The following is a 14,710-nucleotide window of genomic DNA, read 5'->3' on the forward strand; positions in this document are numbered from 1 at the left end:
CGGGCCGTTAACCGCGGCCATCGGGAACGGCCCGTGCGAGGGTGGCGGCGTCCGGGGCGTCCAGGACTTCCAGGTAGTCGACCTCCTGGCCGGTCAACCGGAAAATCCGGTCGGCGAGCAGCACGGCCTTGAGCGAGTCCCCGCCGTTGGCGATGAACCCCGTGTCCACCTCGGCGTCGGGACCGAGGACTTCCTTCCAGGCCGCGGTGATTTCCGCTGCCGATCCCTGCGTCGGGAGCCCGTTCGCGGCGTCCTCGAACAACTCTTCTGTCGACATGGAAAAGCCCCCCATTGGTGGTTTCACTCCAGGCGGCCCTACTGTCCGCAGTCGCCCCACGATCTGCGGAACTGCCTACCATGGAATGCGTGCGACGAGCGTCGACGAGCACCGACGACCGTCGTGGTGGCGCGGGAAAACTCGCGAGACCCGCTCGCGTCAGGGATTTATGGTCATTTCGGACATCTCGCCGCTTCGTGAATCGGTCAAGCGGGGATGTGTTTCACGTTCTGCGAGGCACGGCATTGCGGACAGGTGGTGAAAAATGTCGGCAACTCGACAGCCGAGCTGGATGCGAGAAATCGATGAGGCCCCTACTTCCGGTCGACGTGCCGCCGGTCCCCCGTCTCGGGCAGTAGTGGGAACGTTACCGGCGATATCGAGAGTCGGTAAATAACCGGACGTGGGGTTCACTCGGATGGCCGTAATTTGATCTTGCACGGGTCGGGAATCCCGATGCGGGAATGTTCGTGGGCCGACCGTCACACCGGCGGGTGGTTCTCGGGGGCTCGGGAGTTCGTGGCGTTGCGGGCTCGTCGGGGGACGCGGGTTCCCGGCGCGGCCACCGGAGCGAGGCACGTCGCTGCCGTGAGGCGTTCACGGCGGCGACGACACCTCGCGCGGGATCAGCCGGTGACGGCCAGCAGGTGGTACTGCCAGGGTGGCAGCGCGACGTACAGGCCCCGGGTCGACACCTCCTCCCCGTCGCGGTGGAAGGTGTCGTCGCGCAGCGGGTCCCGGAAGCCGGTGGGGCCGGTCGGGAGGTCCGCCCACGGCAGGGCGACACGGCCCTGGGACGGCACGGGGGAGAGGTTGACCACGACCAGGTGCCGCGCGTCCGACCCGGTCCAGGACCAGGCCAGCAGGTTCTCGCACGTCCGGTTGTCGGGCCAGCCGGCCACGTCCAGCAGCCGCCACGTCCCGGTCCGCACCTCGGGTGCGACGGCCAGCAGGCGGTGGTGCCACGTGGCCAGGGTCGTGTCCGGGGGCTCGTCGGGGGCGCGGTCGAGGAACACCGGTGAACGGGTCCGCCTGCCCTCGAACTGGCCCTCGTGCCACAGGGTCGCGCCGGGCAGGGTGGCCAGGGCCACGGCCGCCGCGGGGACGGCCTCGCGGGGCAGGCGCGACGCCACCCTCGGCTCGTCGTGGTTCTCCAGGAAGCGCAGCAGGCGGGCCTGGTACGCGAGGTCGGCGCGCAGGTGGTCCCGCACGCCCGCCGCGTCGAGGTCCATGACGCGGTCGTAGAGGCGCTTGTCGTAGCAGAGGTCGAAGCCCTGCTGGTGCAGCGCCCACTCCATGTCCCAGTACGCCTCGGCGATCATCAGCGTGTCCGGGTGCCGGGTGCGGAACCCGGCGAGCACCTCCGGCCAGAAGTCGAGCGCCGGGGGTGGTCCGGTGCGGCCCGCCCACGTGCGGGTGAAGACGTCGTTGGTGGGCAGCATCGCCATGTCGCAGCGGATCGCGTCGCACTGCTCGGCGATGTCGGACAGCGTCCGCGCCGTGGCGTCGCGCAGCGCGGGGGAGAAGGCGTCCAGTTGCACCACGTCCGGCCACGGCGGGAAGTACGGGTCCCGGCCCCTGGCCACGACCTGACCGCCCAGCGCCAGCCACGCGTCCGGCGAGTCGGCGAGGTCGTGGTCGTCGCCGCGCACGAACAGCTCCGGCCGGCCGGTGGTCCACGGGTGGTCCGGTGCGACGTGGTTGGGGACGTAATCCAGCACGAGCAGCACGCCCCGGCGGGCCAGTCGGCGGCGGGCCTGCGCGAGCCCGGACCGCCCGCCGAACCGCTCGTCCACCTCGTAGCGGCGCACGCAGTACGGCGAACCGATCACGTCGTCGACCCGCAGGTCCGGCAGCGCCTCCCGGAACGAGCGGCGGGTGTCGGCGTCCACCAGCGCCAACCCGGCGGCGCTGCGCTCCCACACGCCCATCAGCCACACCGCGTCGACGCCCGGCCGCGCCACGGCGTCCCACGCCCCGTCGGGCACGTCACCCAGGGTCACCGGCCGCCCCAGCTCACGGGTGAGGTCGGTGAGCCACACGGCGGTGTTGACCTCGTGCACCACGAGCTGCGTCGGCGGCGTCATCGGGCCACCGTCCCGCGGAACAGCAGCGGCAGCAACGCGACGGTGCCGGTCCACCCGGTCTGGTGACTCGCGCCCAGGCCGGCGCCGGTGTCGCCGTCGAAGTACTCGTGGAACTGCACCAGGTCCCGCCAGTGCGGGTCCTCGCGCAGCCGGTGGCCGCCGTGGACGGGCCTGCCGCCGTCGCCGGGCAGGAACAGCCGCACGAGCCGGTCGGAGATCTCCTCGGCCACCTCGTGCAGGGTCAGCCACCGGTCGGACCCGGTCGGGCACTCGACGCGGAAGGTGTCGCCGAAGTGCCGGTGCAGGTTCAGCAGCCCGCGCACCAGCATCACGTTGACCGGGAACCACACCGGTCCCCGCCAGTTGGAGTTGCCGCCGAACATGCCGCTGTCGGACTCGGCGGGCAGGTAGGACACCCGGTGCTCCCGACCGTCGACGGTGAACGCGTAGGGGTGGTCGCGGTGCCACTTCGACAGCGAGCGGATGCCGTGCGGGCTGAGGAACTCGTCCTCGTCCAGCACCCGGGTCAGGATTCGCCGCAGGCGCTCCTCGTCGAACAGGGCGAACAGGACGGGGCCGGTGCCGTGCACCTGCTCGCCGTGCCGCCACATCGCCGCGGCCACCGCCGGGTGCCGGTCCAGGAACTCCTCCGCGTCCCGCACGAGACCGGGGAAGCGCTCGCGCACGGAGCCGTCCACGACGGTCGCCGCGGCCAGCGGCACCAGGCCGACGGCGGAGCGCACCTTCATCGGGGTGGAGGAGCCGTCGGGGCGGCGCAGCACGTCGTAGAAGAAACCGTCCTCCTCGTCCCACAGCCCGACGCCGTCCGACCCGACGTGCCGGCTGGCCGCCGCGATCCACGCGAAGTTCTCCAGCAGCACCTGCGCCTGCTCGGCGTAGGACGGGTCGTCGACCGCCAGCTCCAGCGCGATCCGGATGAGGCTCTGGCAGGCCAGGGCCATCCACGCGGTGCCGTCGGCCTGGTCGATGTGGCCGCCGGTGGGCAGTGGTGCGTTGCGGTCGAACACGCCGATGTTGTCCAGTCCCAGGAAACCGCCCTGGAAGACGTTGCGCCCGTCGGCGTCCTTGCGGTTGAGCCACCAGTGGAAGTCGCGCAGCAGCTTGGGGAACGCCCGTGCGAGGAACGCCCGGTCGCCCTCGCCGCGCACCGCCTTCTCGTGCTCGTGGACGAACAGCACCGCCCAGGCGTGCAGGGGCGGGTTCGCGTCGCCGAAGTTCCACTCGTAGGCCGGGACCTGCCCGTTGGGGTGCTGCAACCGCCGCTCCAGCAGCAGGTTCAGCTGGCGCTTGGCCAGCGCCGGGTCCACCACGGCCAGCGCCACCGCGTGGAAGGCCAGGTCCCACGCGGCGAACCACGGGTACTCCCAGCCGTCCGGCATGGAGATGACGTCCTCGGCGACCACGTGCCGCCAGTTGTGGTGGGGTGAGGCCGGTGGTCCCAACGGGTCGGCGCCGCGCTCGGTGAGCCAGCGCTCCACGTCGAAGGCGTAGTACTGCTGGGACCACAGCATCCCGGCCAGCGCCTGCCGCGCCACCGCGCGCTCGTCGGCGGAGAGGTCGCCCGCCAGCACGTCGGCGTAGAACTCGTCGGCCTCGGCGCGGCGGGCGGCGAACACGGCGTCGAAGTCGGCGAACGGGTCGGCGGCGGTGCGGTCGGCGAGCCGGACGCGCACGTCGGCGCTGCCGCCCGCCGGGATGTCGAACACGCACACCGCCGCCGCCTTGGTGCCGACGTCGTGCGGGTCGACCGCGGACATGTCACCCCGCACGACTGCGCGGTGGATGCCGTCCTTGACGAACGGCGTGTCGTTGGGCGAGCCGAACACCTTCTCGTCGTCGGTTTCGTTCCCGGTGACCAGGAAGGACGCCGGCGGGTCCACCGACAGCCGCCGCACGCCCAGGCCCGCGCCCTCCGCGCGCACCGAGCCGCCGGCCGCGGCGAGCTCCGGTTCCTCCTGCCCGCCCGCCCACGACCAGGTGTGCCGGAACCACAGGGTGGGCAGCACGTGCAGGCGCGCCGGGTCGGGTCCCCGGTTGTGCGCGGTGACCTTCATCAGCACGTCCTCCGGACCGGCCTTGGCGTACTCCACGACGACGTCGAAGTACCGGCCGTCGTCGAAGATCCCGGTGTCGAGCAGCTCGTACTCGGGGTCCTCGCGGCCGCGCGAGGCGTTGACCGACACCAGGTCGCCGTAGGGGAACTCCCGTTGCGGGTACTTGTAGAGCATCTTGAGGTAGGACCCGGTGGGGGTGGCGTCCAGGTGGAAGTAGCACTCCTTGACGTCCTCGCCGTGGTTGCCCTCGGCGTTGGTCAGGCCGAACAGCCGCTCCTTGAGGATCGGGTCCTCGCCGTTCCACAGCGCGAGCGCCAGGCACAGCCGCTGCCGGTCGTCGCTGATGCCCGCCAACCCGTCCTCGCCCCACCGGTAGGCGCGGCTGGTGGCCTGGTCGTGGGTGAACGACGACCAGACGTCGTCACCGAACCGCGCCTCGCGCACGGTGCCCCACTGCCGGTCCGCCAGGTACGGGCCCCAGCGGCGCCAGGGGACCCCCGCGTCGGCCTCGTCGAGCCGGCGCCGCTCCGCGCCGGTCACCGCCGACCACCCACTTCGTCGCCGTGCACGACGACCGCCCACACCACGACCACGCACAGCGCGATCACGATGGTCGACCACACCGGCTGCACGGACACGAAACCCAGTTGCAGCAGGGAGTTGACGGACGCGAACACCACGGTGACGACCCGCGCCCAGGCCGCGCCGGTCAGCAGCGCGGTCCCGGCCAGGGCGATCAGCACACCGACGACCAGGTGCACCCAGCCCCAGCCGGTGAGGTCGAGCAGCAGGACCTCGCCCGACCCCACCACGTAGTACTCGTCGTCGAACAGGGCGACCACGCCCTCGATCACGGTGAACAGCCCGATGACGACCATCATGATGGCCGCGAACCCGATCCAGCCGACCCACGCGCTGGTCCTGGGCCTCTCGTCCACCCACGTGTGGGCGGTGCGGTTCGTCTCCTGCGCCATCTCGGTTCCTCTCGTCGTTGCGGTCACGCTTCCACCGACCACTCTGGGGACCTCACGGTGCCGTTTCTTCACCCGGCGCGGACGAACGGGCGCGGACGAGCGCGGCGACCCAGGCGGCGCGCGGGTCCACGTCCACCAGCACGGCGCCGACGAGCAGCGTCGCCGGCACGGCCAGCAGCATCCCGAGCGGACCCAGCACCCAGCCCCAGAACACCAGGGCCACGAACGCGGCGGTGGTGGACAGCCCGACCGCGCCGCCCGCGAACCGGGGCTGCACCAGCGACTGCCCGACGAAGTTCACCAGCGCGTAGACGGCGCAGACCAGCAGCGCCCGCCGGGGGCCGTGCTCCAGCAGCGCGAGCACCGCCGGTGGGGCTAGGCCGAGCAGGAACCCGATGTTGGGGATGTAGTTGGTGACGAAGGACAGCAGGCCCCACAGCACCGCCAGCGGCACGCCCAGCGCCCACAGCGCCGCGGTGTCGACCACCGCGATCACGAGGCCGAACACCGTCGTGACGACGAGGTAGCGGCGGGTGCGGTGGGCGGAGGAGCGCAGCGAGGCGCCCAGTCCCGGCCGGTCGGCGGACAGCTCGGCGAGCCGGGCGTCCATCCCGTCCACGCTGAGGAACAGCAGCAGCGCCAGCAGGAACACCAGGTTGGTGGCGAGCCCCGCGAGGTCCCCCAGCAGTGCGGCCAACGAGGACAGGACCCGCGTCGTGTCCACCGACTCGACGAGCGAGCGCAGCTGCCCGGGCTCGCCCGCCGCCCGGTCCAGCAGGTCCGAACCCCGCGCGAGCAGCTCCCGGCCCCGGTCGACGTAGCCGGGCAGCAGCGCGCCCAGCTTCGCGCCGGACGCCACGACGGTCACCGCGAACAGGACCACCACGCCGTACACGGTGGCCACCACCGCGGTCGTCTCCGCCCACCGCGGCACCCCGCGCCGGCGCAGCGCACGCCGCAGCGGGCTCACCGCGATCACCACCACCAGCGCCAGCAGCGCGGGGGTGACCAGCCACGCGGCGGCGCGCAGACCGGCCACCACGACCACCGCCGACGCGCACCCGAGCAGCACCACGAGCCCTCGGGGCAGCGGTCCCGTCCCCGCCCGTTCCCCTGTTGTCGCACCACTTCCGGCCATATCTCCTCCGTTTCGCGCGGTCGGCCGACACCGTGACAGCCGGCGGCCCGGCGGTTCTTCACCCCCGGCGGACGAAGGGCCGCGCGACCTCACCCGGCACGTGCGGTGCCGGGGCGGCGCGCGGCGACCAGCGTCGTGCCCATGTCGATCCCAGAGCAGCACGACCACCCGCCGATCGCGGCGCACGGACTGATCGGTGATCTCCAGACGGCGGCGCTGGTCGCCGCGGACGGCACCGTGGACTGGTGGTGCGTCCCCCGCTTCGACTCGTCGAGCGTGTTCGCGTCCCTGCTCGACCGCGAGCGGGGCGGCCACTGCCGCATCGGCCCGGTCGGCGACCGGCGGCTCGGCCGGCAGCTGTACTTCCCCGACACCGCGGTGCTGATCACCCGCTTCACCACCGGCACCGGGGTGGGGGAGGTGGTCGACTTCATGCCGCCCGCCGGCACCGCGGCCACCACCAGGCGGCGGCTGGTGCGCGTGGCCCGCTGCGTGCGCGGCGAGGTCGACTTCGAGGTGGAGGTCGCGCCCCGGTTCGACTACGGCACCGCTGCGCACCGGACGACCCTCACCGACGACGGCGCCGTCTTCGAGACCCGCGACACCTCCCTGGTCGTGCACGTCGTGCGGGAGCCGGGGGAGCCCCGGGCCGACGTGCGGCTCGTCGAGCAGGACCTGCGCGGGGTGCTCCGGTTGTCCGAGGGGCAGGTGCGCGGGATCGTGCTGGAGACCAACCTCGGCGGGCCGCCCCGGGCGGTGCGGGTCGCGGAGGTGGAGCGGGAGTTGGCGGATGCGGTCCGGTTCTGGCAGACCTGGCTGTCCCGCTCGACCTACCGCGGCCGGTGGCGCGAGGCCGTGGACCGGTCGGCGATCACGCTGAAGCTGCTGACCTACGCGCCGACCGGCGCGATCGTCGCCGCGCCCACGGCCGCGCTGCCCGAGCGCATCGGCGGCGGGCGCAACTGGGACTACCGCTACACGTGGGTCCGCGACGCCTCCTTCGCGGTGTCGGCGCTGCTGGACCTCGGTTTCACCGACGAGGCGCGGGCGTTCGCGCGGTGGCTGGCCGACCGGTACGAGGAGGGCGACGGCCCGTTGAAGGTGCTCTACCGGGTGGACGGCTCGCCGCACGTGCCCGAACGGGTCCTCGACCACTGGACGGGCTACCGCGGTTCGGGTCCGGTGCGCGTCGGCAACGCCGCGGGCGGCCAGCTCCAGCTCGACATCCACGGCGAGCTGTTCGACGCCCTGCACCGCGCGCACGGGCACGGTCTGCGCGTGGGCCGGCGCGGCTGGCTGGCGCTGTCCGGCGTCCTGGACTGGCTGGAGCGCAACTGGGACCAGCCCGACGAGGGCATCTGGGAGACCCGCGGCGGGCGCCACGACTTCACCTACGGGCGCGTGATGAGCTGGGTGGCCTTCGACCGGGGGCTGCGCATCGCGGACGCGCAGGGCCTGCCCGCGCCCGCGGAGCGGTGGCGCGCGGCGCGGGACGCGATCCACGAGCAGGTGTGGAGCAGGGGCTGGGACCCGGGCCGGCGGGCGTTCGTGCAGCGCTACGACTCCGACGTGCTCGACGCCTCCGTGCTGCGCCTGGGCAGGGTCGGGTTCGTCTCGCCGCGCGACCCGGCGTGGCTGGACACCCTCGACGCGGTGGAGCGCGACCTGGTGGTGGACGACCAGGTCCTGCGCTACGACCCGGTCGCCTCGCCCGACGGGCTGGACGGGGACGAGGGCACGTTCTCCCTGTGCACCTTCGACCACGTGGCCGAACTGGCCCGGGCGGGGCGCGTGGGCAAGGCCCGGCTGGTGTTCGAGAAGGCGTTGACGCACGCCAACGAGGTGGGCCTGTACGCGGAGGAGCTCGGTCCGGACGGGGCGCAGCTGGGCAACTTCCCCCAGGCGTTCACGCACCTGGCGCTGGTGCAGGCCGCCGTGACCCTGGACCGGGCGCTGGCCGCGGGGGGCGGGTCGACGTGGCACTGGTGACACTGTGGTGGTTCGCCTCGCCGGACGGGGCGGAGGACGCGTTGCACCTGCTGCACGACCGCCGGGTGCCGTTGTGGGACGCGGCGGTCGTGTCGTGGCCCGAGGACCTCGCCCGACCGGAGGTGCGGCGACCCGGGCGGGTCGTCGGTGACGCGGTGCTCGGCGGCGCGTTCTGGGGGCTCGTCGTCGGGTTGCCGCTGTCGGCGCCCGTCCTGGGCGCCGTGGTGGGCGCGGCGGTCGGGCTGCTCGTCGCGTGCCTGACCCGCCCGGGACTGGACGACGACACGGTGCTGGGGTGCCGGCGGCACGTCACCCGGGGCTGCTCGGTGCTGGCGGTGCTCAGCGACGGCGAGGACGCGCCGGCCGCGCCGGCCGCGCCGGCCGGGGCGGGGGCCCGGTACCCGTGACCGGGCTGGTGGTGGCGGCGGGCGTCGCGGTCGTCGCGCTGGTGATCGCCTGGCAGGTGCGCGGGATCGGCCGGTCCGACCACCCGGTGCGGCGGGGCGTCCAGGCGCTGGTGCTGGTGGCCGGGCTGTTCGTGCTGGTGTTCGCCGGCTGCTACCACCTGCTCTCCGCCGCCGACCGGGCGGCGTTCACCGAACCGCTCGACCGCGTCGACGCGGTCTACTTCGCGGTCACGGTGTTCGCCACGGTGGGGTTCGGCGACATCGCGCCCGTGACCACCACCGCGAGGGTGGTGGTCACGGCGCAGATGTGCGGGGACGTGCTGCTCGTCGGCGGCGTGGCCCGGCTGGTGGTGCACGCGGTGCGGACCCGCCGCCGTCAGGTCGAGGGCGACGGCGCGGGCGGACGGGGTGGGCCGGACGGGCGGGCCGGTCCGGGCTGACGCGGTGGGCCGGGCCGGCGGGGCAGCAGGACCGCGACGCCGAGCCCGAGCACCGCGAACCCGCCGAGCACGGCCAGGGCCGCGGCGAACGGCCCGCCACCGGCGGCGGTCGACGCGACGGCCGACCCGGCCAGCGCCGTGCCCAGCGAGGAGCCGAGGTTCGACACGGATCGCGACACCCCCGACACCGCGCCCTGGACCGGCGCCGGCCACGCCGACTGCACCAGCGTCACCGACGCGGTGAGCATCGTGCCGACGCCGGCGCCGAGCAGCAGCAGGCCGGGCAGGAACGCGGGGAACCCGGAGCCGTGGCGCACCGGCCACACCAGCAGCGCCACGCCCACCACCGTCACCGCGAACCCGGCGCGGACGATCCACCGCTGGGGGTGCCTGCGCGCCAGCCGTCCCGCGACGGCCGCGGCGGCGAGCACCCCGGCGGTGGCGGGCGCGAGCACCAGACCGCTGCCCACCGCGTCCAGGCCGCGCACCTGCTGGGCGTAGACCGACAGGACGATGAACGCGCCCTGCAGCACCAGCCACTGCACCAGTTGCGTGGCCAGCCCGAGGACCGTGCCGCGGTCTCGGAACAGCGCGGGCGGGCACAGCGGGTCCTCGCGGCGGCCGATGTGCCACCCGAACCACACCAGCACCAGGACGCCGAGCCCCACCACCGCCCAGGCCGAGCGCAACACGCCCAGCACCACCAGGGACATCGCCGCCGCGGACAGCACCGCGCCCGGCACGTCGAACCGGCCCGACCGGGGCGGTGGGCCGGGGTCGGGCAGCCGGCGTGCGGCCACCAGGATCGCCACCACCACCGCGACCTGGAGCAGGAACGCCGCCCGCCAGCCGAACGCGCTGGTGAGCAACCCGCCCAGCAGCGGCCCGGCGGCCGCGCCGACCCCTCCCGCCGCGCTGACGACGGCGAAGGACCGCGCCCGGTCGGCCACCTCGGTGAAGGCCACCGTCACCATGATGTAGATGGGCGGGATCATCAGCGCCGACCCCACGCCCTCCAGCACGGAGTAGCCCACCAGCAGCAGCAGCGGTCCGGGCGCGAGGGCGGCCAGCAGCGCGCCCGCCCCGTACACCGCCAACCCCGCGACGAAGCACCTCTTGCGCCCCCACACGTCGGTCAGCTTGCTGCCGGGCACCATCAGCGCCGCCATCGTGAGCGTGAACAACGTGATCATCGCTTGGACATCGGCCGCAGAAGTGTGAAAATCCTCCGCGATGGCGCTGATGGACACCGTCATGGTGGTCGCGGCGAAGCTCGCGATGAACTGCGCGAGCGCCAACGGCGCCACCATTCCCCTTTTCCGTCGCACGTTCATCCCCTCCGGGTGATGCGGTGGCACACGTCCGTCCACCACTGGTCCGTCACCGGCCGCGGTGAGCGCCCGGCCGGTACCGACGGTCGCACCGGGGCGGTTCCCGCCGGCTCACCCGCCGCGGGTGGGGCCGCGCCGGCGATCACCCGCGGCGGGTGTCGCCGCGGCGCGCACCCCACCGTGACGCTGGTGTCGCGGGACGGGGATCGTCGGGGGGCTTCGGTCCCGGTCCCCGTCCCGTGCCGGTGGCGCCGGCCGGTCGACGCGCGGTAGCGGGCGGAGCGGTCGGGGCGCGGCCCGCGGCATCGCGCGGCGGTCCGGCGCCACCGGGCCCGTATCCCTTGCGGAGCGAGGAGAAACCCGTGCGCACACCCGTCCTGCTCGGCCCACGCAGCGTGATCGACGTGGTCCGGCCGCTGCACCCGATAGCCTCGGTCCACATCGGTGGTCCGAACGGGACGAGCTGGTCCGACCGCTCGGCGACGCTGGTCGACGCGCTGCTGGCCGACGGCGCGGACGAGGCGACCGCCCTGGACTTCCTGGTGGCCGCCTCCGACGAGCCGGAGACGCCCGCGGTGGTGTTCGCCGACGGCGGCCACGTGCCGGCGTCGTACGCCACCCCCGGTCTGCGCGGCCCGGACTCGGTCCGGTTCGGCGCGCCCGCCCACGTGCTGCCCCTCCTGGCGTGGGCGCAGGAACGGCCGCCCTGCGTCGTGGTCGACGCGCGGCGCGCCGGTGTCGAGGTCACCACCAGGCCCGGCGGGCTGGGCACCGGCGCGCGGGAGTCCGTGTGGTGCCGGCCCGGGGCCGTGCTCGACGCGTGCCGGGCGACCCTCGCCGGCTTCCCCGCCCGGTTGGTCGTCGTCCGCGGCGAGGAGCGGCTGGCCGAGTCGCTGCGGGCGGAGCTCGCCCCGGCCGCCACCGTGCGCCGGGTCCGGGAGACGAGCCCCGCCCGGCTCGCGGAGGTGGCGCGGTCCACGGCGCGGCTGTGGGCGGCGCAGAGCCTGGCCGACTTCGACGAGCGGTCCGCGATCCCCGGGCACACCGCGGCCGGGGTCGAGGCGACCCTCGACGCCCTGGCGCGCGGCCGGGTGCGGGAACTGCTGGTGGCGGGCACGACCGCGGACCCGGCCACCGCCTGGTTCGGCACCGCGGCGCGGCACGTGCTGGACGGGAGGCGCTCCGCGCCGTGGGCCCGGCGATCGGGACCGGCGGTCGACGTGGCCGTGCGCGCCGCCCTCCTGGGCGACGTGCCGGTGCGGGTGCTGCGGCCCGGCGCGCCCGGCACGCCCGCCGGCGGCATCGCCGCCCTGTGCGGCTACCCGCTCGCGCTGGTGCGGTCGTGAACGACGAGCTGGTGCCGCTGGGCACCGGGTTCGACGTGTCCTGGCGCGGGTACCGCCGTGACCAGGTGCACCGGTACGTGGACGAGGCGGAGGCGGACGTCCGGCTGCTGACCGCAGACCGGGACGCCGCGCTGCGCTGCGCGGACCTGCTCACCGCCCGGCTGGAGGCCCAGCGCCACGAGAACCGCCTGCTGCGCGCGCGGCTGGACCGGGTCTGCCGGTCGCCGCTGGACCTCGACGGCGCGGAGGAACGCGCGTGGCACCTCGTGCGGCTGGCGCAGGACGAGGCGGCCGAGATCGCCGCGCGCGCCCGTGCGGTGGCCGAACGGGCCTGGCTGGTCGAGCGCCGCGCCGAGGCGTCCCGCCGCCGGCGGCACGAGGCGCTGATCGAGCAGCTGGAGGCACACCGCCGGCACGCCGAGACCGAGCACCGCACGCTGCTGGACCGGGCGCGCGCCGAGGTCGCCGCGCTGACCCGGGAGGCCGAACGCCGGCGACGGGAACTCGACGACCGCGCGGCCCGCGCCCGCCACCGGGTCGCGGAGGACTTCGAGCTGGCCATGTCGGTCCGGCGGGCCGAAGCGCTGCGGGCGCTGGCGCGGCACGAGGCCGCGGCCCGCGCCGAGACCGAGCACGTCGTGCGCGAGGCGCGGCAGCGGGTCGCCGTCCTGACCGGGCACCGAGACCGGATCACCACCCGGCTGCGCGCCGTCGCCGAGGTGCTCACCCGGACCGGCTCGGCACTGGCGCTCGCCCCGGCGCTCTCCCCGTCCGCGCCCGACGCGCGCACGCCCGATGTGTCCGTGCCCGACGTGCCCGCGCCCGGCGCGCCAATCGCCTCCACCGGGTGAGGCGCCGGACCACCCGCCACCGCTGAACTGGCGGCACCCCAAGAGAACGGAAGGCGACATGGCTACTTTGACCATCTGGAAGTTCCACTCCGCGGACGGGGCCGACCGGGCCTCGCGGACCCTGGAGTCACTGGCCAAGGGCCGGCTGATCACCGTGCACGACGCGGCGGTCGTGTCGTGGCCGGAGAACCGGAAGAAGCCCAAGCTGCGCCAGCTGCACAACCTCGTCGGGCGGGGCGCGCTGTCGGGCGCGTTCTGGGGCATGCTCGTCGGCCTGCTGTTCCTGGCACCCCTGGCCGGGGCGGCGATCGGCGCCGCCGCGGGCGCGGCGGGCGGCGGGCTGGCCGACATCGGCATCGACGACGACCTCGTCCACGAGATCCGCGAGCGGGTCACCCCGGGCACGTCGGCGCTGTTCGTGCTCACCACCGACGCCGTGCTGGACAAGGTGAAGGACGCGTTCGCCGACTCCGACCAGCCCGAGCTGCTGTTCACCAACCTCTCGCCCGAGCAGGAACAGGCGCTGCGCGAGGTCTTCACCGACGACTGACGCCCGTCCCGGCGCGACCGCGCCGGCTTCCCCAGGAGGTGTCGCGTGGCACGTGGGCACAAAGGCCGCCGCCTCGCCCTGTTGTGCGTCCTCGTGGCGCTGGTGCCGCTGGTCGTCCAGCGGCGCGAAGGCCGGCTGCCGTGCGGCGCGGGGAGCGTCGTGGCGGTGGCGGTGGTGCTGTTCGCCGCCGTGCCGCGCACCGCGGTGCGCCTGGCCGCCGCGTTGGCGGACCAGCCCACCCCGGCGACGGGCCGGTCATGTCCCTGACCGGTGTGCTCGCGCGGGAACGGCTGTTCGCCGACCTGGACCGGGTGGTGGACCACGGTGACGGTCCCGCCCCGGTGGCGCTCGTGCACGCACCGACCGGGGCGGGCAAGACCACCCTGGTGTCGAGCTGGGCCGCGCGGTGCACCGACCGCGCGGCCCGCGGCGACCGGACCGCCCCGCTGGTCGTCGTGGTCCCGCTCGCGGAGCGGCACGGCGAGCCCGCGGCGCTGAGCGAGGCCGTCCACGACGTGCTGGTCGCCGTCGACGGGTCGCCGTTGACGCGGTTGGTGCCGCGCCCCCGGCGGAGCGCCGCACCGGTGTCCCCGCTGTGCCTGGCCCTGGACAACACCGACGTGCTGGCCGGCCGACCGGCGGCGCGGCTGCTGCCGACGCTGGCGCGCCACCCGTCGCTGCGGCTGGTCCTCGTCGGGCGCACGCCGCCGCCGCTGCGCCCGTGGCTGCGCGCCCGCGGCAGGTCGCGCGAGATCGGGGCGGCCGACCTCGCGTTCACCGCGGACGAGGCGGCGCAGTTGCTGCGGGCGCACCACGTGGCGCCGTCCCCCGAGGACCTGGCCCTGCTGCTGCACCGGACCCGCGGGTCGGCCGCCGACCTGCGCCTGGCCGTCACGTCGCTGACCGCCCGGGGCACACCGGTCGACCGGCCCGCCATGATCGTGTGAATCGGGTCACAGCGGTTCGCGGTGGAAATCCCCGTTCCCCGCCGCCGCGCGGTGCTCCCCGCCGGCGGGGGACCCGTTCGGACGCCGCCGTGCGGGCGATCGCGCGCGACACGTGGGCCCGTTCGCCATTCCGGACGGCCACCTGTGCCAGAACCACTCACGTCACCCACCGGGGGTGAGGAGCACCCGTGACCGCACCGCCGATGATCGTCCGCACCGCCGCCGCCCGATCCACCGGCGCTCCGCTCCCGGGCGGCCCCACGACCGGGCACACCGGAGCGACCGCCGGTAGACGAGG

General features: G+C 74.7%; 14 protein-coding genes. 8 read left to right on the plus strand and 6 right to left on the minus strand.

Annotated features, from left to right (window positions below; genetic code table 11):
• Positions 1 to 7: 7 nt before the first annotated feature.
• The 5 genes from ACRAKJ_RS13510 to ACRAKJ_RS13530 all read right to left on the minus strand — a co-directional run bounded on the left by ACRAKJ_RS13510 (position 8) and on the right by ACRAKJ_RS13530 (position 6,551).
• Positions 8 to 277, minus strand: coding sequence for a phosphopantetheine-binding protein (locus ACRAKJ_RS13510; RefSeq protein WP_438922746.1), 270 nt, complete (start codon positions 275 to 277; stop codon positions 8 to 10).
• Positions 278 to 903: 626 nt separating this feature from the next.
• A complete protein-coding gene (locus ACRAKJ_RS13515) occupies positions 904 to 2,364 on the minus strand; it encodes an alpha-amylase (protein WP_438922747.1) in 1,461 nt (486 codons plus the stop codon).
• Positions 2,361 to 4,979, minus strand: coding sequence for an MGH1-like glycoside hydrolase domain-containing protein (locus ACRAKJ_RS13520; RefSeq protein WP_438922748.1), 2,619 nt, complete (start codon positions 4,977 to 4,979; stop codon positions 2,361 to 2,363). Before ACRAKJ_RS13520 ends, ACRAKJ_RS13515 begins: the two co-directional genes overlap by 4 nt.
• Positions 4,976 to 5,413, minus strand: a complete 438-nt coding sequence (locus ACRAKJ_RS13525) for a DUF7144 family membrane protein (RefSeq protein ID WP_438922749.1) — start codon at positions 5,411 to 5,413, stop codon at positions 4,976 to 4,978. Before ACRAKJ_RS13525 ends, ACRAKJ_RS13520 begins: the two co-directional genes overlap by 4 nt.
• 52 nt (positions 5,414 to 5,465) lie before the next feature.
• Positions 5,466 to 6,551 (minus strand): AI-2E family transporter, encoded by a 1,086-nt coding sequence (locus ACRAKJ_RS13530; RefSeq protein ID WP_438922750.1) that lies wholly within the window; start codon positions 6,549 to 6,551, stop codon positions 5,466 to 5,468.
• A 141-nt stretch (positions 6,552 to 6,692) separates the two neighbouring features.
• On the opposite strand from ACRAKJ_RS13530, the gene ACRAKJ_RS13535 reads away from it, so the two are divergent.
• Genes ACRAKJ_RS13535 through ACRAKJ_RS13545 form a run of 3 tightly spaced genes read left to right on the plus strand, consistent with a single transcriptional unit; the run spans position 6,693 to position 9,387 of the window.
• Positions 6,693 to 8,540 (plus strand): glycoside hydrolase family 15 protein, encoded by a 1,848-nt coding sequence (locus ACRAKJ_RS13535; protein WP_438922751.1) that lies wholly within the window; start codon positions 6,693 to 6,695, stop codon positions 8,538 to 8,540.
• The gene (locus ACRAKJ_RS13540; RefSeq protein WP_438922752.1) at positions 8,537 to 8,947 is read left to right on the plus strand and encodes a DUF1269 domain-containing protein; all 411 of its coding nucleotides are present in this window, start codon (positions 8,537 to 8,539) and stop codon (positions 8,945 to 8,947) included. Before ACRAKJ_RS13535 ends, ACRAKJ_RS13540 begins: the two co-directional genes overlap by 4 nt.
• Entirely contained in the window at positions 8,944 to 9,387 is a 444-nt protein-coding gene (locus tag ACRAKJ_RS13545) for an ion channel (RefSeq protein WP_438922753.1), read from the plus strand. The genes ACRAKJ_RS13540 and ACRAKJ_RS13545 overlap by 4 nt, the downstream gene beginning before the upstream one ends.
• Here ACRAKJ_RS13545 and ACRAKJ_RS13550 read toward each other — a convergent pair.
• Positions 9,324 to 10,643, minus strand: coding sequence for an MFS transporter (locus ACRAKJ_RS13550; RefSeq protein WP_438922775.1), 1,320 nt, complete (start codon positions 10,641 to 10,643; stop codon positions 9,324 to 9,326). The genes ACRAKJ_RS13545 and ACRAKJ_RS13550 overlap by 64 nt on opposite strands.
• 437 nt (positions 10,644 to 11,080) lie before the next feature.
• Between ACRAKJ_RS13550 and ACRAKJ_RS13555 the strand changes: the two genes are divergently transcribed.
• Genes ACRAKJ_RS13555 through ACRAKJ_RS13575 form a run of 5 tightly spaced genes read left to right on the plus strand, consistent with a single transcriptional unit; the run spans position 11,081 to position 14,412 of the window.
• Positions 11,081 to 12,064, plus strand: a complete 984-nt coding sequence (locus ACRAKJ_RS13555) for a hypothetical protein (RefSeq protein ID WP_438922754.1) — start codon at positions 11,081 to 11,083, stop codon at positions 12,062 to 12,064.
• Complete coding sequence (locus ACRAKJ_RS13560) at positions 12,061 to 12,915, plus strand: metallopeptidase (protein ID WP_438922755.1); 855 nt, start codon at positions 12,061 to 12,063, stop codon at positions 12,913 to 12,915. The genes ACRAKJ_RS13555 and ACRAKJ_RS13560 overlap by 4 nt, the downstream gene beginning before the upstream one ends.
• 58 nt (positions 12,916 to 12,973) lie before the next feature.
• Positions 12,974 to 13,465, plus strand: a complete 492-nt coding sequence (locus ACRAKJ_RS13565) for a DUF1269 domain-containing protein (protein WP_438922756.1) — start codon at positions 12,974 to 12,976, stop codon at positions 13,463 to 13,465.
• 45 nt (positions 13,466 to 13,510) lie between these two features.
• On the plus strand, positions 13,511 to 13,732 hold the full coding sequence (locus ACRAKJ_RS13570; protein WP_438922757.1) for a hypothetical protein: 222 nt from the start codon (positions 13,511 to 13,513) through the stop codon (positions 13,730 to 13,732).
• Positions 13,723 to 14,412 (plus strand): hypothetical protein, encoded by a 690-nt coding sequence (locus tag ACRAKJ_RS13575; protein WP_438922758.1) that lies wholly within the window; start codon positions 13,723 to 13,725, stop codon positions 14,410 to 14,412. Before ACRAKJ_RS13570 ends, ACRAKJ_RS13575 begins: the two co-directional genes overlap by 10 nt.
• The last annotated feature ends 298 nt before the right edge of the window (positions 14,413 to 14,710 follow it).

The organism is Saccharothrix sp. DSM 118769, assembly GCF_052936295.1.

Bases quoted from the DNA above. Each gene is read 5' to 3' on its own strand.
- ACRAKJ_RS13525 (WP_438922749.1), bottom strand. From the start codon at position 5,413: ATGGCGCAGGAGACGAACCGCACCGCCCACACGTGGGTGGACGAGAGG.
- ACRAKJ_RS13510 (WP_438922746.1), bottom strand. From the start codon at position 277: ATGTCGACAGAAGAGTTGTTCGAGGACGCCGCGAACGGGCTCCCGACG.
- ACRAKJ_RS13550 (WP_438922775.1), bottom strand. From the start codon at position 10,643: ATGACGGTGTCCATCAGCGCCATCGCGGAGGATTTTCACACTTCTGCG.
- ACRAKJ_RS13515 (WP_438922747.1), bottom strand. From the start codon at position 2,364: ATGACGCCGCCGACGCAGCTCGTGGTGCACGAGGTCAACACCGCCGTG.
- ACRAKJ_RS13535 (WP_438922751.1), top strand. From the start codon at position 6,693: ATGTCGATCCCAGAGCAGCACGACCACCCGCCGATCGCGGCGCACGGA.
- ACRAKJ_RS13565 (WP_438922756.1), top strand. From the start codon at position 12,974: ATGGCTACTTTGACCATCTGGAAGTTCCACTCCGCGGACGGGGCCGAC.
- ACRAKJ_RS13575 (WP_438922758.1), top strand. From the start codon at position 13,723: ATGTCCCTGACCGGTGTGCTCGCGCGGGAACGGCTGTTCGCCGACCTG.
- ACRAKJ_RS13530 (WP_438922750.1), bottom strand. From the start codon at position 6,551: ATGGCCGGAAGTGGTGCGACAACAGGGGAACGGGCGGGGACGGGACCG.